This window comes from Gordonia sp. w5E2, from assembly GCF_036540975.1.
Classification (GTDB): domain Bacteria; phylum Actinomycetota; class Actinomycetes; order Mycobacteriales; family Mycobacteriaceae; genus Gordonia; species Gordonia jacobaea.
In genome coordinates, this window is the sequence record NZ_CP144213.1 from 2,716,447 (window position 1) to 2,732,813 (window position 16,367).

Genomic DNA, 16,367 nt, shown 5'->3' on the forward strand with positions numbered 1-16,367 from the left:
CAGACACTGAGACCGGGACACAACGGACTGGGACAAGCCAACCAGAGACGAGGTGGTGACATGGTTCTGAACGCGAATGATCGCGCCCACGAATTCGAGGCGGAGCGGCCGCGCCTGATCCGCGTGGCCGGCCGCATTCTGGGCGACGACGCCGAAGCCCAGGACGTGGTGCAGCAGGCCTGGCTGCGAATGACCGCGACCGAGACCGACATCGAAAATCTGCCGGCTTGGCTGACCACCGTCACCAGCAGGCTGTGTCTCGACCGGCTGCGCGCGCGAATCCCCGAAGCCGCAGAAACCGCGATCGACGAGCACTCCGAGGATCCCGATCCCGCTGACGTGATCGCGCTGTCGGACTCAGTGGGGATCGCGCTCACCGTGGTTCTCGACCGCCTGTCACCGGCCGAACGCGTCGCGTTCGTCATGCATGACACCTTCGGTTTCGAATTCGCGACCATCGCGTCAGCACTCGACATCACGCCCACCGCCGCACGCAAACTCGCCTCGAGAGCCAGGGCGAAAGTACGCCAACCCGCTGCCGACGACGCCCTCGCCGACTGGGAGGTCGTCGACGCGTTCATGGCTGCAGCCCGCGAAGGTGACTTCGAGCGTCTTCTCGAGCTCCTGGCTCCCGACGCTCAGGTCAGAGCCGACGAGGTTGCCATAGCCACCGGCACGCCCGCGCAGATCGACGGCCGGCGCAGCATCGCCGACTTCTTCAACGGAAGCGCCAAGGCCGCTCTGGCGGTCTTCGTCGACGACCGCCCGGCGTCGGCCTGGTTCCATCGCGGCACCGCGATGGTTCTATTCGACTTCGACGTGGTCGACGGCATGGTCGCCCGAATCACGTTCCGCGCCGACCAGGACGTTCTCGGCCGTGTTGTCCGACGCGAGAAGAACGAGCACCGCGCCTGACCTCGTTCGGTCACATCCGAGGTCGCCGATTCGTCATCCCTATGCAGCACCAAGAAATCGATGACCAAGACCCGGCCGTGCCACCAAGAACGGCCCCTTATTGAGGAGATCCGATGAAAACCATGACCTGCACGCAACTCGGAGGCCCCTGCGGACTAGCGCACCACGGCGCGACCGCTGACGAGATCATCAAAGCGCAGGACCAGCATCTCAAGGATGCCGAAAAGGCCGGCGACGCAACACATCAGGACGCGCGCGACGCGATGAAGGGTCGCTGGCGTCACCCTCGTCAGTCGATGGGTTGGTACAAGGGCATCAAGCAGACGTTCGCAGGGCTGCCCGAGGACTGATCAGGTGAGCGTGTGGAAAGCGCGGTCGCGGTAGACCATCGGCGGTTGCGTCGACGAACCGAGCCTCGTCTCGAGCACCTCGGCAACGACAAGGGTCGACGACCCCACCGCAATCGTTTCGACGACGACACACCGCAGCGCCGCGTGTGCATCGCGCAGGATCGGCTCGCCCGACTCGAAACTCGTCCAATCCTGGTTCGTCGTGAATCTGGGTGCCCCTGGACGCGCAAAGGCGTCGGCAACGTCGACGTGTCGGGCGTCGAGCAAACTGATCCCGATCGTGTCGGCGCCGAGTACCGCACCGGCACTCCCCCGCGAACTGGTCACGGAAAACGACACAGCGAGCGGGTCGACGGACACCGACGCCAGGCTCGAGACCGTCAGGCCCGCGAGGCCGTCGGAAGTCTCGGCGGCGACAATGGCAACTCCCGCGGGGTGAAGACGAAACGCGGTGGTGAAGGCAGTACGCGCATCCACCGCGTCAGACAGCGACTGCATACCGTCGACAATAAAACCTCAAGGGCACTTCAAGTCCATGAGATGGGATGCAGATCACCCCGCGGGAGCTGCCGATATCGTCACTCGAGCACGAACACCGGGATCTGACGATCGGTCTTGGTCTGGTATTCGGCGTAGGGCGGGTACGCGGCCACCGCGAGCTCCCACCAGTGCTCACGCTCATCGCCCTCGACCTCGCGGGCGGTGAGCTCGTACACCTTGTCGCCGTCCTGGGCTGTGATCTGCGGATTCGCCTTGACGTTGAAGTACCACGCCGGATGTTCTGGAGCCCCGCCCTTCGACGCGACCATGGCGTACTTGCCGTTCTCCTCGACGCGCATCAGGGGTGTGTAGCGCTTCTTCCCCGACTTGGCACCCGTAGTGGTGAACAGCACGACGGGACGATCGGCGACCTGCACGCCGTCGGTTGTCCCCTGCTCGAGAATCTTCTTGGTCTGATCGCGTACCCAGTCGCTCGGGCTCAATTCCGGTTGTTCGCTCATGGCTCGCACAACACTCGCCGTACCGCGCTGATTCCGCATCGGCGCAACGTTTCGATCACGAGTGGTAGGCATGAAAGGGGACCCGACGCGGAAGGACCAGCGACATGGCCATTGCCACCATCAATCCGGCGACCGGAGAAACTGTCCGGGAGTTCGATTCCCTGACAGAAGCGCAAGTCGACGAGGCGCTCGACCGCGCGGTCAGTGGATTCGCCAGCTATCGCACGACGTCGTTCGAGCAGCGGGCGACCTGGCTGCGTGCCACCGCCGACCTGCTCGAAGCCGAAGCGGACGGTGTCGCAGCCATGATGACCGAGGAGATGGGCAAGACCCTTGCCTCCGCCAAGGCAGAAACACTGAAGTGCGCGAAGGCTTTTCGCTACTACGCCGACCACGGTGCCGCCATGCTTGCCGACGAGCCCGCCGACGCCGAGGCCGTTGGCGCCAGTCGCGCATACATGCGCTACCAACCACTCGGCGTCGTACTGGCGATCATGCCGTGGAACTTCCCGCTCTGGCAGGCGGTACGCTTCGCGGCACCCGCGTTGATGGCAGGCAACGTCGGCATCCTCAAGCACGCCTCCAACGTTCCGCAGTCCGCGTTGTATCTCGAAGACGTCCTGCGTCGAGCCGGTTTTCCGGAGGGCTGCTTCCAGACACTCCTGATCGGTTCGGGAATGATCGAGTCGATCCTGCGCGACCCACGGGTCGCCGCAGCGACACTGACCGGAAGCGAGCCAGCGGGTCGATCAGTGGCCGCGATCGCGGGTGACGAGGTCAAGCACACCGTGCTCGAACTCGGAGGAAGCGACCCCTACATCGTCATGCCCAGCGCCGACATCGCGGCCGCAGCGAAGACCGCCGTCACGGCACGAGTGCAGAACAACGGCCAATCCTGTATCGCCGCAAAACGATTCATCGTCCACGCCGATGTGTACGACCAATTCGTCGACGCGTTCACCGACGGCTTCCGCGGGCTCGTCATCGGAGATCCCACAGACGAGGCCACCGACGTCGGACCGCTCGCCACCGAACAGGGACGCACCGATCTCGAAGAACTCGTCGACGACGCGGTGGGCAAGGGCGCGAAGGTACTCATCGGGGGCAACCGAGTCGAGCGACCCGGCTGGTTCTACGAGCCGACGATCCTCGCCGACATCACCGACGACATGCAGATCTACTCCGCCGAAGCGTTCGGACCGGTCGCAGCGCTTTATCGAGTCGAGAACATCGACGAGGCGATTGCGATCGCCAACGACACCACCTTCGGCCTCGGCGGAAACGCCTGGACCACCGACACCGCCGAACAGGATCAATTCATCGACCGGATCGAATCGGGCCAGGTGTTCATCAACGGCATGACCACCTCGTATCCCGAACTGGGATTCGGTGGAATCAAGCGGTCGGGCAACGGCCGCGAACTGACCTCCCACGGCATGCACGAGTTCTGCAACATCAAGACGGTCTGGATTGCCTGATCAGGCGGCTTGATCGTCAGATCGTCTGGTGAGGGGTCACACGCCCGCACCGGTCGCGCCCGCCTCGGCTTGCGGCAGACATCGTCGCCCTCGTGAAAGGCGAATTCAGGCCGCAAGTTGCGGAGTCGTAGGCTTGATGAGTGGTTGATTTTGCATATGTCATCGCCGGTTCGGAAGCGACTGGCGGCGCCGGGATCCAAGTCGATCTGAAGACTTTCCAGGAGCTGGGTGTCTACGGAGTCGGCACCATCACCTGCATCGTCTCGTTCGATCCGAAGAACAGGTGGGCGCACCGGTTCGTCCCTGTCGAACCGCAGGTCATCGCCGACCAGATCGAAGCGGCCACCGCCACCCACGATCTCGACGTGGTGAAGGTGGGCATGCTCGGTACGCCTGCGACCATCGACGTCGTCGCCGACGCCCTCGCCGCTCGGGAGTGGCGTCACGTCGTCGTCGATCCCGTCCTCATCTGCAAGGGGCAGGAGCCTGGAGCTGCCCTCGACACCGATACCGCGTTGCGGGAGAAGATCATTCCGCTCGCGACGGTGGTCACCCCGAATCTCTTCGAGGCGCAGATCCTCTCCGGGATGGACGAGATCACCAGCGTCGAGGATCTCGCTGAGGCCGCGCGCCGGATCGCCGATCTCGGGCCGAAGTACGTCATCGCGAAGGGCGGCGTCGAGCTCCCCGGCGACGACGCCGTCGACGTGCTGTTCGACGGCACGGACGTGACCGTGCTGGCTGCGCCGAAAGTCGGGTCGGAGCGTGTCTCCGGCGCCGGCTGCACGCTCGCTGCCGCCATAACCGCCGAGTTGGCAAAGGGCGCCGAGGTCGGAGACGCTGTCGCGTTCGCCAAGGAGTTCACCACAGCGGGAATCAACGGCCGCGTGTCGGCGCACACGCCGTTCGACACCGTGTGGCAGGGCGCTTTCGTGGACGCGCTCGAGGGCTGAGCTGCACACTTTCAACGTGAGTCAGGGCAATCTGCCTCGACGTCAAGGGTTGCGCCCAGCGGACGCGAATGGCCATGGGTGCGACGTCGTCGACGTTGCAGAAAGAGTCACATCCGCGACGACTCAGGGAGCATCGAATGACCGGAGCACTGTCCACCCCGACGACACCAGCCGACGGCGACTTCGCCGACGAATGGCAGCAGTGGCACACCATTCGCGAGCGTGACCTCGCTGCTCCGCTTGGATGGCTGTCGATCAACCGCCTCGAATGGCTCGACACCCAACCGTCGCGTTTCGAGGGACTACCGGGAACCTGGTGGTTCGACGGCCCGACCGCCCACCTTCGACCAGGCGACGGCGAGTCCTTCGACGCCCGCGATTTCGACCTCGAACCGACCGGCCCGGGCGAGGTTGTGGACATCGACAATGTGCACATCGAGGTCGCACGTCGCGGCGACGGCTATCTGATCCGCGTGCACAACGAGAACGCGCCCACGGTGCGCAATTTTCGCGGCGTGCCAGCGTATGACGCCGATCCCGCGTGGGTCGTCGAAGCGCGGTTCGAGCCATACGAACAGCCGCGGCCGGTCACCGTCGGCGCAGTCGCGGAGGGCCTGGCCCACGTGTACGTCTCCCCCGGTGACCTGGTCTTTGACCACGACGGGCAGCAGCGTCGACTCATCGCCTTCAACGGCAAGCAGGGCGGGCTGAGCGTCCTGTTCACAGACGCCACCTCGGGAATCACCACGTACGCGGCGAATCGAAGCCTGGCCGTCGAGGCTGCCGACGAGGTTCTGCGCAACGGCGGACGTGTGGTGCTCGACTTCAATCGCGCGACCAATCTGCCGTGCGCGTTCATCGACTTCGCCACGTGCCCGCTACCGCCCGCGGGCAACCACCTCGATGTCGAAGTCACCGCCGGCGAGAAGACGCCGTACGAGCGCTCAGCTCAGTAAAGCCACGGTCGGTACGCTTCGTCTCCGAACTCCTCGTCCGGAATGTCGTCGAGGCCCGCCATCACCTGTTTGGCGAGCTTCGCGGTGCTCGGCACTCTGGTGGGTTCCCACGTCTCGGGCTTCCAGAGTTCGGATCGCATAAACGCTTTGGAGCAGTGGAAAAACACCTCCTCGACGTCGACTTCGACGGCGAGGATGGGTCGCTTGCCACGGACCGCGAGCTGATCGAAGTACGGACCGTCGTCGACGATGCGTGCCGATCCGTTGACCCGCAAGGTATCGCCGCGCCCAGGAATCACCGCGATCGCGCCGATGTGCGGATTGCTGAGAAGGTTTTCGTAGCCGTCCACCCGCCGATTGCCGGGGCGCTCCGGGATCGCGATGGTGCGTTCGTCGATGACGTGCACCACCTTGCCCGCAGGGTCGCCCTTGGGTGACACATCGACACGCCCCGACGCGTCGGATGTGGCCAGGAAGATCATCGGTGTCGCAGCGAGCCACTCGATGTGCGCCGACAGCAGCTGCGACATGGCTTTGTTCGCGATGATCTCTGCCGGATGTCCGACGATCTCCCGCAACTGTGCCTGCGTGGTGATCTGCATACCCTCCATGATGCCCAGGCGACTCGATGCCCAGTCAACTCGATACGCGGTCACCCGGCTGCGGCGGTCGGCAGTTCCAGATCCAGTTGAAAGCCGGCGGCCGTGCGCTGCGCCCGAATGGTGCCACCGTGCGCTTCGACGATGCCCCGCACGATCGCGAGGCCCAGACCTGCGCCAGTCGTCGCGGAGTCATCGCGGTCAGACGTGCGCGCGGTGTCCGCGCGGCTGCTGTCAGCGTTTCAGCTCTGCAACTATTGGTCGGCGGATCAGCTCGTCACGCAATACCCGATCATGCTTGCGCTCTCTGTAGCCGTCGCGGCATTCGCGTCGTCGGCGTCACGAGTAAACCTGCGCACCACACTGGCGGCCGTCAACCCGCATCACAAATCGCCGCTACCGATAGGTCACCACGAGCGGCGCGTGGTCTGATAATCGCTGCGCCGGTGACGGTTCTTTGTCCACTGTCACCGACACCGCGCGGCGAGCCAGACCTGGCGTGGCGAGCTGATGGTCGACGCGCCAGCCGACGTCCTTGGCGAACGACTCCCCCGCCCAACTCCACCAGGTCAGCGGTCCGGGTCGGTCGCCATAGACCTGCCGGACCACGTCGACGAGTCGACGCGACCCCAGGACCGCGTCGAACCAGGCGCGGTCTTCGGGCAGAAAGCCGTCCATCGACCGGGCCGCACGCCAGTTGGTCACGTCGTATTCGGTGTGGGCGATGTTGAGATCCCCGACGAGCAGAAATTCCCGACCGTCGCGTTGGACCGACAGGCGATTTCGGTTCAGCTCGCGACCAAAAGCACTCAGGAATCGTTGCTTACGTTCGTACTTCACTCCACCGTCGGGTGCGTCGCGCATGGCTCCTGCTCGTTGACGATGCGCGGGCAGTCCGCCCTTCGGTAGGTAGATGCATCCGACGGTGACCGGTCGGTCGGCGAGGTCGACCTCGATGTACCTTCCGTGCGTGGCGAACTCGCTGAGGCCGCGTGCTTTCGGCGGATCGGTCAGCCAGGTCCGCACTGCGGTCGGTGGTGTCTTCGTCAGAATCGCCACGCCGTTGCGTCCGGCGATCGACCCGACGTCGAGCGCCACCGAGTAGCCGGGGAAACTTCCGACTTCCGTTGCCGGAGAGCGCAGTTCCTGAAGCGCCACGACGTCGGGATTTCGTTCTGCCAACCACCCGTCGAATCCCCGACGTCGCGCTGCTCGAATCCCGTTGACGTTGAACGACACCACGGTGAACGGGTCAGTCCGGTCGTCGGACGTGGACCCGGCGTCGTTCATCGCGTGTGAGTGCCGACGTTGATCACTCGACCGTCGGACGCCCGGTAGAAGAATCGTGTGACGCCCCACGGTTCGTCGGTCAGCGGGTGCACGATCTCCACTCCTGCGTCACGAGCCCGGGCGAGCGCTTCTCGGACGTCGTCGACGAAGATCGAGACGTCGGGGTTGACCGGCGCGGATGCGTCGGCGGTCATGATGCTGAGCTGGTGCCCGTCGTCGTCTCCCAGAGTCACGATCCACCCGTGATCCATGAGGACGCGCACCCCGAGAATCGCAGAATGCTCGGCAACGGCCTGGTGGAGGTCCGAGACGGTGAGATTGGGAACCACTCGATCAACGTGCATGCTCCCACTCTCTCACCGACTGCCTGGCCCGACGGCCAGGGCTGCCGTCAGCGGCGGTCGTAGGTGAGCACCCGTACACCGCCGGGCAGATGTGTCTCGTTGACCGGGGTGAACAGGGTCGGCGCGAATGGCCCGTTGAACAGGGGCACGCCACTGCCGATGATCGACGGATTCACTTTGAGCACCAGCCTATCGATCTCGGGAAGCAACGCATGTGCCAGCGTTCCGCCGCCGACGAGCCAAATGTCGAGTCCCTCTTCGCGTTTGAGTTCGCGCACTATCTCGGCGGGTTCTTCTCGCACGATCTCCACCGCACCAGAGTTGTTGTCGGGAAGCGTCGTGGAGAACACCAGGTGGCGAAGATGCGGATATGCGTCGTCGATACCCGCGGCAAGACCGAGCTCGTACGATGCACGCCCCTCGACGACGGTGTCGAAAACTGTTCCTGCACCGTCGATTCCGAGTGCTTCGCGCGCAGGCCCCGGTAGCGTCTCGGGATAATTCTCGACGATGAACTGCACAACGTCGTCGGTGACCGGGAAGAAGTCGGCGCCGGAGGGGTCGCCACCGTCGGGTCCTGCGATGAATCCGTCGAGCGTCGTTGCCACGTAGTAGACGAGTCTGCGCATCGGTTGATTCTCGCAGAACAGACGTCGATCGACTGCGCCTCCCCACGCGCGCGTCGTCGTGGGGCGGCGTGCGCTTCACTCACACGTTGACATCAAAACCCAAGTCCACATCACAGGCGGCCTGTCCGCCTCGAATACCCCAATTTGTGGTCTCGATGTCGCGAACGATGACGGTGATGTGATCAGCCGGAATGCCGAGCACGCCCAGTCGTCGTGAAACCTCTCGGTAGAGAGCACGTTTGGCGTCGACGCTCCGGCCGGCAAAGCAGTCGACGACGACAAGGGTGTACGCCTCCGGCGAGGACAGCGTCGGCGGTACCGCGAAGCGATGAGGCTCGTGCACAACAAGTCTCACGTGTTTGTCTTCGACAGGGATCGCGAACGCTGCGACCAAGGATTCGTGAACCGCGTCCAGAATCGCCGCCTCGGTCTCTGGGGCGTACGTCCGACGAACTTCGACCTGGGTGCTTGGCATCAAGAAACGATACCTTCTGCCCACCACGGGCGGACTCGGCGAGCATGCCGCAACGATGTGAGTGCGACGATGTACCAATGACCGCATCACTCGTCGCCAAGGACATCGCCGGCGGCTACGCCCATCGTGTGCTGTTCGATCACCTCGATCTGACAGTCGCGCCGGGCGACGTTGTCGGGGTCGTTGGCGCCAACGGCGCGGGCAAATCGACGTTGCTGGCGGTCCTGTCGGGCAGCCTCGCTCCGCTCGAAGGCACTGTCAGCCGTGCGCCGGCAGACGCCTTCGTCGGATGGCTGCCGCAGGAGCACGAGCGCGTGCCCGGTGAGACTGTCGCACAGTACGTCGCTCGACGAACAGGATGCGCCGCGGCCAGCGAGGCCATGGAGCTAGCAGCGGCAGCACTGGCCGACGATACGCCGGCGTCTGGCGCAGAGGATCCGGCCGATGTGTATTCGGCTGCACTCGACCACTGGCTGGCGACCGGCGCCGCCGATCTCGACGAGCGACTGCCTGCCGTACTCGCCGACGTCGGCCTTCAAACCGGCGACACTCCTCCCGAAGACGCACTCATGACCGGACTGTCGGGAGGCCAGGCCGCTCGCGTGGGGTTGGCCGCGCTGCTGTGTTCACGTTTCGACGTCGTGCTCCTCGACGAACCCACGAACGACCTCGATCTCGACGGCCTAGCACGACTCGAAGACGTCGTCAGCGGCATGCGCGGTGGCATTGTGCTGGTGAGTCACGACCGAGAGTTCATGGCGCGCTGCGTGACTCGCGTGATCGAACTCGACCTCGCCCAGCACACCAACACCGTCTACAACGGCGGCTACGAGAGCTTCCTGGAGGAGCGAGAGGTCGCGCGGCGCCACCGCCGCGAGGAGTACGAGGAGTTCGCCGAGAAGAAGGCCGACCTCGTGGCTCGGGCGCGCACTCAACGAGAGTGGTCGAGTCAGGGCGTGCGCAACGCCATGCGCAAGGCTCCCGACAACGACAAGATTCGACGCCGCGCGGCCAGCGAGTCCAGCGAGAAGCAAGCACAGAAGGTGCGGCAGATGGAGAGTCGCATCGCTCGGCTCGACGAAGTCGCCGAGCCCCGCAAAGAGTGGGTGCTCGAATTCACCATCGGATCGGCGCCGCGATCGAGCTCGGTCGTCGCCACGGCCGCCAACGCCGTTGTACGCCAGGGAGACTTCACCCTCGGTCCGGTGTCGCTGCAGGTCAACGCCGGCGAGCGGATCGGCATCACCGGACCCAACGGAGCCGGAAAGTCGACACTCCTGCGCCTACTCACCGGGTCCGTGACGCCCGACGAGGGCACGGCAAGTCTCGGCGCGAGTGTGGCGATCGGCCAAATCGACCAGGCGCGTGGACAATTCACCGGTCCACAACCGCTCGCCGACCGGTTCGAGGAACTCGTCCCCGACTACTCGACCGAACAGGTACGCACACTACTGGCGAAGTTCGGCCTCCGCGCCGACCACGTCGACCGCGCCGTCGGCGACCTGTCACCAGGCGAGCGCACCCGCGCGGCATTGGCACTACTTCAGGCGCGCGGAGTCAACGTACTCGTGCTCGACGAACCGACCAACCATCTCGATCTGCCCGCGATCGAACAGCTCGAAGCGGCACTCGAGTCGTTCGACGGCGCGCTGCTACTGGTCACCCACGACCGTCGGATGCTCGAGAAGGTGCGCATCGATACCCGATGGCACGTCGACGGCGGGCACGTGACGGTCGAGTGATCCGGGCGGCGACCGCGATAGGTTGCGCGCCGGTTTGGCGGCAGGCTTCCCGGCAATCTACCCAAATGGGAACAATGCGACGTCCGGTGGTGCTGAATGGTGGACATCACGGTGAAGGGTGGACGCAAAATGCACGCATCGCTCGAGGCACGGTTACAGCGCGGTAGTGATCGCACGGAAGAGGTGCGCCGATGACGAGCAGCGAACCCGACTGGCCCCCCATCGTCGACCGCGCTACCTGGGACGACGCCAGGAGTGTTCTGCTGCAGCAGGAGAAGGCGCTCACCCGAATGAAGGACGCCGTCAGCGCGGCACGACGCCGCATGCCGATGGTCGAAGTGCGCTCGGACTATGCCTTCGAAGGCCCGAATGGCCGCGTGACACTGCTTGACCTGTTCGACGAACGGCCTCAACTCATCGTGCAGCACTTCATGTTTGGTCCTGACTGGGAGGAAGGCTGTGACGGCTGTTCGATGATGGCCGACCATATCGGTCCGCTCTCCCACCTCCACGCTCGACGGACGTCGTTCGTCCTGACCTCCCGTGCACCACTGGATCGGCTGAGTGCCTTCAGGGATCGCATGGGCTGGCAGCTGCCGTGGTACTCGACCGTCGGCGACACATTCAACACCGACTTCGGTGCGACCGTCGACGGCGAGGAGCGCCAGGCGATCAGCGTCTTCCTTCGCCGGGGTGACCGTGTATTTCACACGTGGTCGACGTTCGGTCGAGGCGAGGAGACATTCATGCTCGTGTTCGACCTTCTCGACCTCACGCCGTTTGGTCGTCAAGAGGACTGGGAGAACTCGCCACCCGGTGTCCCGCAGGAACCGACGTACTCGTGGATGCGCCTCAGCGACCGGTACGAGAACGACTAGCGCACCTGCCGAGGGGCGGGACCTCCCACAGCGCGCCGCTCCCTGGCGGTGTCCGCTTGCGGTTGCCCACGCGCGGAATCCGCGCTTATGGGCAACCGGAACTCGACTGGCCGCTACCAGCGGAATCCCGGAGACGAGAAAACCCCTTCCGATGCTTCCCCGAAGGGATTTCGCTGCGTCGGACTACCTCGGCGATCGTCCACGACTTGGCCGTGGCCTCGACATCGGACTTAGTGGGCTCGATTGCGTCATTTGGGCGCTCGACGAGCTTAATCACGTTATCCGCGATCACGACTCTGATCGACGAACGACTGCCCACGCTGGTAAGAGCTGTGAGCGTCGACCGGGTGTGATCCATGCCTCTGCTGCGGTCGCATCGGTTGCGGCACAAGCGCACCTGATCATGACCAGCGGTAGCGCTGGCTCGAACTCCGCTCGGCCAGCCGTGGGTGTTCGGCGGCGGCTAAATCGAGGGTCTAGGTAAGGCGCTGGTCGCCACCTCTCCGACGACGACTAGCGCAACACCGTGGCAATCCGGGACACCGTCGCGCCCACTGAGAACGAAGACTTGGCCATCGCCGAGCGGTCGATGGGTGTCAGATACGAGCCGGGCCGTCGCGACCACTTGGCTAGAGTAGTCGCCGTCAGCCACCGAACGGAGGTGGGTTAATTACGCCGCCGTCTTCCCATTCGAGCTGGTGGTCATCCAGAACGACTGGACTAGAAATGCCCGCCCATCGATCTCCGTTGGAAAAGTGCCCCCAACCCCCGTCGTATCCGTGCGTTTCGGCCTTGTCACACAGCTCTTGGGCATACCGTCCAAGTTCTGAATGATTGCAACGCGCTCGCTGGTCAACGTACAACTGCCGACTGCCGTCGCCTTGGATTACCAGCAGTCCGCAGAACAACGGCTGTGCTCGAAGCTGATCAGCCGGACACTCATCCCACGGCAGCACTTCCCCGATGAACGGAGGCAATGGTGGCAGTGATTCGACCTCGTCGCGAGCAAGCTCCAGAGCCAAAGGCGCACCACCGCCCGCAGTCGCACCAAACCAAAGGTCGAAAGGCTCAGGGTTGACAATTCCCGGAATCACCAACGGGATCGACGTGGAGAGTTCAGAGCGAAGTTCGTGGTGTTTCGGCTGGTTAGGATCGACCGGCCAGTGCATTGCGCCGACGGCAACCGTGCGACGACCGACCTCGCGATCCAACATCGCGATCGCTCCAAAGTCTGGTTCATCGACTGACGACTCGGTGGTAAGCACTAGGACGCTGTCTGCTGACCGTCCGGTGCTGCCGGGATTCGAGTCACCTTCGAGCCGACCTCACCGGGACTCGTCCGCAACTCGCTGTCCGCAAACGACAGCATGAGCGCGATGTCCCAGTGCCCAAGCTGTGTGCCCTCAACTCGTTGCCAGCGCGCAATCGCTGCGCGATCGCCAGCCCGCATCGCACCGCGAGTTGGTCCGGTATGCCCAAATTGCCTGTACCCGCTGCTGTGAAGGCTGAACTTCACCTCGGATGCCCGCAGTCGAGGCGCGGCGTAGACCTCATCCGTGGGGCGCTTGTCGCCGGTCCACACGCGCCACACTGCGGAGCGCCGCCCGTCCTCGGCCACAACCACAAAACGGCAGGTCGTCACAGGTTTATCAGCCATGGTCGCAACTTAGTCGACGAGACCCACCTTGCCGCGTGTCCTGCGTGCGGCAGGGGTGGATTTCGGTGCCGATCGCGATCGCGTCACGCGGAGGCGCCAGACGGACGCCGCAACTAGGTTGGGACGTCGCCGGGAGCACCGTCCAGCGTCAAAATCTCTCCGAGGGCGACGTACGTCTGCAAAAAAACGAATCGAGCCTCATCGACAGTCACCTCTGCGTGCGTCCCCGCTGAGCACCGGCCGTAGAGATCGCTCAACGTTCGTCTGAGCCGGTCGCGCCGGCTCTTCGGGATCTGAAGCTGATGCATGTACGCCTGTAGTCGATTCAGAACGTTCTGCTGTCCGACGGTTAACTTGGCCTCACCATCCATTTCATACGGCTCTGCCCGCGCAGGAAAAACGTGATCAGCACACGAGTCAATCAGCCGCCGACACGTCGTGAGCGCCTGACTGATGGATTCAGAATCTCCATCGCGCAGGCGATCCGAAACGCGTTCGATCTTGTTAAGGGCAGACCCACTCGCGACCGACAGCAGCCCATCCACCCGTGTTTGAGTGTCGCCGAAAAGCGTGGCTTGCAACTCGCTGAAAAGCAGTTCGTGGTAAATCTCGACGATCAAGTCGTAGATCGTGGAAACGACCTGCCCGGCAATACCGGACATTATCGCGATTTGCCTTGAAGCGGTGGTGATTCGCTTGTCGTGCTCTCGTGAGGCGATCGCAATGTAGTCACCAGAGTAGTTTCCACCACCTCGCAGAGCCGCCAGTGCTTCGTGGGCGCTGCCAAGGCCCGCGTCGACCTTGGCAAGTGGCATCGGGTAGAACTTGCCATCATTGTCGGGTCCCCATCGGCCCGCCCGACCAATCCACTTCTTAGCCGAGCCGTCTAGCGGGTAGCCGTTTCGCTCGTGTTCAAGAAACTCAGTCAGATCGCGGTGCCCAACGAGTCTGGCTACTCTGTTCGCCTTCAACGCGATCTCTGATGCTTGCAGGCGCTTGAGCTCGATGTCGGCTAACAGTTCCTCGGCAACGCGTAGCGCGTCCTCTTGCCTGCCCATGCTTCGCTCCGCCCTCGATCACTCCGTCGAACACGCCACTCCGTCGTTGCCCCCTGGCAGGTTCTTGGCAGGATGGGCCTGAAATACAAGTCAGGGACCGTTCTCGGATCTATCCGAAAATGGCCCCTGACCTGCTAATTCAATTGTCGGGCTGACAGGATTTGAACCTGTGGAGAATCTGGGCATCAAAACCGTCTCTGACCTGCCGATTGTTGCTCAATTGTGCCCTCCACCAGGCGAACACCGATCGGACATAAGCGCACGTGAGCGGCACCGATGTAAGCTCATTGGGCACGTAGTGGGCACGAATCGGAGGCATGGGCATGGCAGGACAACGGTCGTTCGGGAGCATCCGCAAGCTGCCGAGCAAGAAGTTTCAAGCCCGCTACGTCGGCCCGGACCTCGCGCGCCATGCGGCACCGACCACTTTCACCGCGAAGATCGACGCCGAGGCGTGGCTCGCCGCCGAGAGGCGTCTCATAGAGCGCGACGAGTGGACCCCACCGACGACACGCGCCGAGGAGAAGGTCACCGGCGGACTCACCCTCAAGGTGTACGCAGACCGTTGGCATGACGAGACGGTCAACCGGCACAAGCCCCGCACCCGAGCCCTCAATCGCGGGTATCTCGACAACGTCATCCTCCCCGGCCTGGGAGACCACCGGCTCAAGGCCCTCAAGGTCTCCGACATCCGCGAGTGGTTCGCGGGTCTGGAGGACTACCCGACGCGGAATGCCAACGCCTACAGCTTGTTACGGACAATCCTCAATCAGGCCGTCGATGACGAGATTCTCGATGCCAACCCGGCGCGGATCAAGCGCGCGGCCGTGAAGCACCGCAAGTCCGAGCCCATCGCACTCACTCCCGACGAGATCCGCGCGTTGGCCGAGAAGATCACTCCGAGATACAAGGCCCTGATCCTGCTCGGTGGTTTCAGCGGGCTGCGCTTCGGCGAACTCACCGCGCTCCGACGATCGGACATCGACATGTCCAAGGACTCGCTGGCCGTCACGGTCCGGCGCGCGGTGGTCCGCGTCGATGGGAAGTTCGTCACCGATCGGCCGAAGTCGCGCGCCGCGTTGCGGACCGTCCCGCTACCCGAGGGACTGCGGCCTGCTCTGGAGGAACACCTCAAGACATACGTCACCGGCCGCGACGGTCTGGTGTTCACCACCACCAGCGGGGCCATAGTGTTCGCCGCGACGTTCCGTTACAGCTTCCAGCGCGCCGCCGAGGCGATCGGCAAGCCGGACCTCACCCCGCACCATCTGCGACACTCTGCGGCCACCCTGTTCGCGCAGGCCGGTGCGACGCTGGCCGACCACATGGTGCTGATGGGCCACACCTCGGCGTCGATGTCAGCGCGGTACACGCACAGCACCGAGAGCCGGACCCGCGGCCTGGTCCAGGGCCTCTGGAGTTAACCCTCCCCGTTAGCGTGTTGACGCGTGAAGTCAACACGGGCGCAACGGATCTCGACAAGTCATGTTTGACTCGATCGGACGCGTCGGCTACCGTCGTGCTCATCGCTTTCCGCGATCGGGCTGGAAGACTCGGAGAAGAAGAGGTTCACCGCAGCGCAGCGCCGTAAAATGGGCCAGGGCAAACCCTGGGACCACGGAGTGATTTCTACCTTCGTGATCTCAGGAGTTCTCACCGTGGCCTCTCGCAACTTCACCCCCGCGACCAAGCGGCGCAATTTCTCTACCCCGACCACGCTCGCCGAGGAACTCGGCGTGTCCGATCGCACTGTCCGGCGGTGGATCGCCGAGGGTCGACTCAAGGCAATCCGGCTCTCCGAGCGCGTCATCCGCATCGAGCCCGCCGAAGTCGAGCGGTTCCTCGCCGCTGCACAGACATCAGGGGACATCAGCCCCGACGCCGCGTGACGCGGACACGAAATACCAACCCGAACAAGGTTTTTCGTCGTCCTACTCACAAAGGCATAACCGTGACAATCTCAGCTCTACTCATCATCGTGGCCGCGCTGGCCTACCCGGCCGGTTACGGCGTCGGCGTCCTGCTCCCCCACCGTCTGGCGG

The 16,367-nt window shown here is 64.0% G+C and carries 18 protein-coding genes and 1 pseudogene; 9 read left to right on the forward strand and 10 right to left on the reverse strand.

Translation table 11 applies throughout. The features are described from left to right. Nucleotides 1–60 precede the first annotated feature (60 nt). Both RND64_RS12185 and RND64_RS12190 read left to right on the forward strand, forming a co-directional pair. Nucleotides 61–915: a sigma-70 family RNA polymerase sigma factor gene (locus RND64_RS12185; RefSeq protein ID WP_064861890.1), complete on the forward strand. Its 855-nt coding sequence runs from the start codon at nt 61–63 to the stop codon at nt 913–915. Between the two features lie 113 nt (nt 916–1,028). Then, the gene (locus RND64_RS12190; RefSeq protein WP_064861891.1) at nt 1,029–1,265 is read left to right on the forward strand and encodes a hypothetical protein; all 237 of its coding nucleotides are present in this window, start codon (nt 1,029–1,031) and stop codon (nt 1,263–1,265) included. Here RND64_RS12190 and RND64_RS12195 read toward each other — a convergent pair whose 3' ends face one another. Further along, on the reverse strand, nt 1,266–1,763 hold the full coding sequence (locus RND64_RS12195) for a flavin reductase family protein (RefSeq protein WP_064861892.1): 498 nt from the start codon (nt 1,761–1,763) through the stop codon (nt 1,266–1,268). Between the two features lie 80 nt (nt 1,764–1,843). Then, entirely contained in the window at nt 1,844–2,266 is a 423-nt protein-coding gene (locus RND64_RS12200; RefSeq protein ID WP_331436051.1) for a nitroreductase family deazaflavin-dependent oxidoreductase, read from the reverse strand. A gap of 104 nt (nt 2,267–2,370) precedes the next feature. Here RND64_RS12200 and RND64_RS12205 point away from each other — a divergent pair, with 104 nt between their 5' ends. The 3 genes from RND64_RS12205 to RND64_RS12215 all read left to right on the forward strand — a co-directional run bounded on the left by RND64_RS12205 (nt 2,371) and on the right by RND64_RS12215 (nt 5,653). Continuing rightward, on the forward strand, nt 2,371–3,744 hold the full coding sequence (locus tag RND64_RS12205; protein WP_049700712.1) for an NADP-dependent succinic semialdehyde dehydrogenase: 1,374 nt from the start codon (nt 2,371–2,373) through the stop codon (nt 3,742–3,744). A 140-nt stretch (nt 3,745–3,884) separates the two neighbouring features. Beyond that, nucleotides 3,885–4,697: a bifunctional hydroxymethylpyrimidine kinase/phosphomethylpyrimidine kinase gene (gene thiD, locus RND64_RS12210; protein WP_049700713.1), complete on the forward strand. Its 813-nt coding sequence runs from the start codon at nt 3,885–3,887 to the stop codon at nt 4,695–4,697. Between the two features lie 137 nt (nt 4,698–4,834). Beyond that, the gene (locus tag RND64_RS12215; RefSeq protein ID WP_049700764.1) at nt 4,835–5,653 is read left to right on the forward strand and encodes a DUF1684 domain-containing protein; all 819 of its coding nucleotides are present in this window, start codon (nt 4,835–4,837) and stop codon (nt 5,651–5,653) included. Here the strand turns inward: RND64_RS12215 and RND64_RS12220 are convergent. The 6 genes and pseudogenes from RND64_RS12220 to RND64_RS12245 all read right to left on the reverse strand — a co-directional run bounded on the left by RND64_RS12220 (nt 5,647) and on the right by RND64_RS12245 (nt 8,990). Then, complete coding sequence (locus RND64_RS12220; protein WP_049700765.1) at nt 5,647–6,255, reverse strand: MSMEG_1061 family FMN-dependent PPOX-type flavoprotein; 609 nt, start codon at nt 6,253–6,255, stop codon at nt 5,647–5,649. The genes RND64_RS12215 and RND64_RS12220 overlap by 7 nt on opposite strands. Before the next feature lie 50 nt (nt 6,256–6,305). After that, nucleotides 6,306–6,479: pseudogene (locus RND64_RS23145) on the reverse strand (ATP-binding protein); the annotation flags it as partial. Between the two features lie 169 nt (nt 6,480–6,648). Then, on the reverse strand, nt 6,649–7,542 hold the full coding sequence (locus RND64_RS12230) for an exodeoxyribonuclease III (protein ID WP_049700715.1): 894 nt from the start codon (nt 7,540–7,542) through the stop codon (nt 6,649–6,651). After that, nucleotides 7,539–7,886, reverse strand: a complete 348-nt coding sequence (locus tag RND64_RS12235) for a VOC family protein (RefSeq protein WP_049700716.1) — start codon at nt 7,884–7,886, stop codon at nt 7,539–7,541. Before RND64_RS12235 ends, RND64_RS12230 begins: the two co-directional genes overlap by 4 nt. 47 nt (nt 7,887–7,933) lie before the next feature. Continuing rightward, entirely contained in the window at nt 7,934–8,515 is a 582-nt protein-coding gene (locus tag RND64_RS12240) for a dihydrofolate reductase family protein (RefSeq protein ID WP_049700717.1), read from the reverse strand. 79 nt (nt 8,516–8,594) lie between these two features. Continuing rightward, complete coding sequence (locus RND64_RS12245) at nt 8,595–8,990, reverse strand: tautomerase family protein (RefSeq protein ID WP_049700718.1); 396 nt, start codon at nt 8,988–8,990, stop codon at nt 8,595–8,597. Between the two features lie 77 nt (nt 8,991–9,067). Here RND64_RS12245 and RND64_RS12250 point away from each other — a divergent pair, with 77 nt between their 5' ends. Then, complete coding sequence (locus RND64_RS12250) at nt 9,068–10,732, forward strand: ABC-F family ATP-binding cassette domain-containing protein (RefSeq protein ID WP_049700719.1); 1,665 nt, start codon at nt 9,068–9,070, stop codon at nt 10,730–10,732. 191 nt (nt 10,733–10,923) lie between these two features. Next, on the forward strand, nt 10,924–11,610 hold the full coding sequence (locus RND64_RS12255) for a DUF899 domain-containing protein (RefSeq protein WP_049700720.1): 687 nt from the start codon (nt 10,924–10,926) through the stop codon (nt 11,608–11,610). 644 nt (nt 11,611–12,254) lie between these two features. On the opposite strand, the gene RND64_RS12260 is transcribed toward RND64_RS12255, so the two are convergent. Both RND64_RS12260 and RND64_RS12265 read right to left on the reverse strand, forming a co-directional pair. Next, complete coding sequence (locus RND64_RS12260; protein WP_152930153.1) at nt 12,255–12,824, reverse strand: hypothetical protein; 570 nt, start codon at nt 12,822–12,824, stop codon at nt 12,255–12,257. Between the two features lie 556 nt (nt 12,825–13,380). Continuing rightward, the gene (locus tag RND64_RS12265; protein WP_049700723.1) at nt 13,381–14,325 is read right to left on the reverse strand and encodes an AbiTii domain-containing protein; all 945 of its coding nucleotides are present in this window, start codon (nt 14,323–14,325) and stop codon (nt 13,381–13,383) included. A gap of 323 nt (nt 14,326–14,648) precedes the next feature. Here RND64_RS12265 and RND64_RS12270 point away from each other — a divergent pair, with 323 nt between their 5' ends. Together RND64_RS12270 and RND64_RS12275 are read left to right on the forward strand one after the other, a co-directional pair. Continuing rightward, nucleotides 14,649–15,749, forward strand: coding sequence for a tyrosine-type recombinase/integrase (locus RND64_RS12270; protein ID WP_049700766.1), 1,101 nt, complete (start codon nt 14,649–14,651; stop codon nt 15,747–15,749). A gap of 234 nt (nt 15,750–15,983) precedes the next feature. Then, nucleotides 15,984–16,214, forward strand: coding sequence for a helix-turn-helix domain-containing protein (locus tag RND64_RS12275; RefSeq protein WP_049700724.1), 231 nt, complete (start codon nt 15,984–15,986; stop codon nt 16,212–16,214). Nucleotides 16,215–16,367: the final 153 nt, after the last annotated feature.

Bases quoted from the DNA above. Each gene is read 5' to 3' on its own strand.
- RND64_RS12205 (WP_049700712.1), top strand. From the start codon at position 2,371: ATGGCCATTGCCACCATCAATCCGGCGACCGGAGAAACTGTCCGGGAG.
- RND64_RS12200 (WP_331436051.1), bottom strand. From the start codon at position 2,266: ATGAGCGAACAACCGGAATTGAGCCCGAGCGACTGGGTACGCGATCAG.
- RND64_RS12260 (WP_152930153.1), bottom strand. From the start codon at position 12,824: ATGTTGGATCGCGAGGTCGGTCGTCGCACGGTTGCCGTCGGCGCAATG.
- RND64_RS12220 (WP_049700765.1), bottom strand. From the start codon at position 6,255: ATGCAGATCACCACGCAGGCACAGTTGCGGGAGATCGTCGGACATCCG.
- RND64_RS12230 (WP_049700715.1), bottom strand. From the start codon at position 7,542: ATGAACGACGCCGGGTCCACGTCCGACGACCGGACTGACCCGTTCACC.
- RND64_RS12215 (WP_049700764.1), top strand. From the start codon at position 4,835: ATGACCGGAGCACTGTCCACCCCGACGACACCAGCCGACGGCGACTTC.
- RND64_RS12250 (WP_049700719.1), top strand. From the start codon at position 9,068: ATGACCGCATCACTCGTCGCCAAGGACATCGCCGGCGGCTACGCCCAT.
- RND64_RS12240 (WP_049700717.1), bottom strand. From the start codon at position 8,515: ATGCGCAGACTCGTCTACTACGTGGCAACGACGCTCGACGGATTCATC.
- RND64_RS12255 (WP_049700720.1), top strand. From the start codon at position 10,924: ATGACGAGCAGCGAACCCGACTGGCCCCCCATCGTCGACCGCGCTACC.
- RND64_RS12245 (WP_049700718.1), bottom strand. From the start codon at position 8,990: ATGCCAAGCACCCAGGTCGAAGTTCGTCGGACGTACGCCCCAGAGACC.
- RND64_RS12270 (WP_049700766.1), top strand. From the start codon at position 14,649: ATGGCAGGACAACGGTCGTTCGGGAGCATCCGCAAGCTGCCGAGCAAG.
- RND64_RS12195 (WP_064861892.1), bottom strand. From the start codon at position 1,763: ATGCAGTCGCTGTCTGACGCGGTGGATGCGCGTACTGCCTTCACCACC.
- RND64_RS12265 (WP_049700723.1), bottom strand. From the start codon at position 14,325: ATGGGCAGGCAAGAGGACGCGCTACGCGTTGCCGAGGAACTGTTAGCC.
- RND64_RS12190 (WP_064861891.1), top strand. From the start codon at position 1,029: ATGAAAACCATGACCTGCACGCAACTCGGAGGCCCCTGCGGACTAGCG.
- RND64_RS12235 (WP_049700716.1), bottom strand. From the start codon at position 7,886: ATGCACGTTGATCGAGTGGTTCCCAATCTCACCGTCTCGGACCTCCAC.
- RND64_RS12185 (WP_064861890.1), top strand. From the start codon at position 61: ATGGTTCTGAACGCGAATGATCGCGCCCACGAATTCGAGGCGGAGCGG.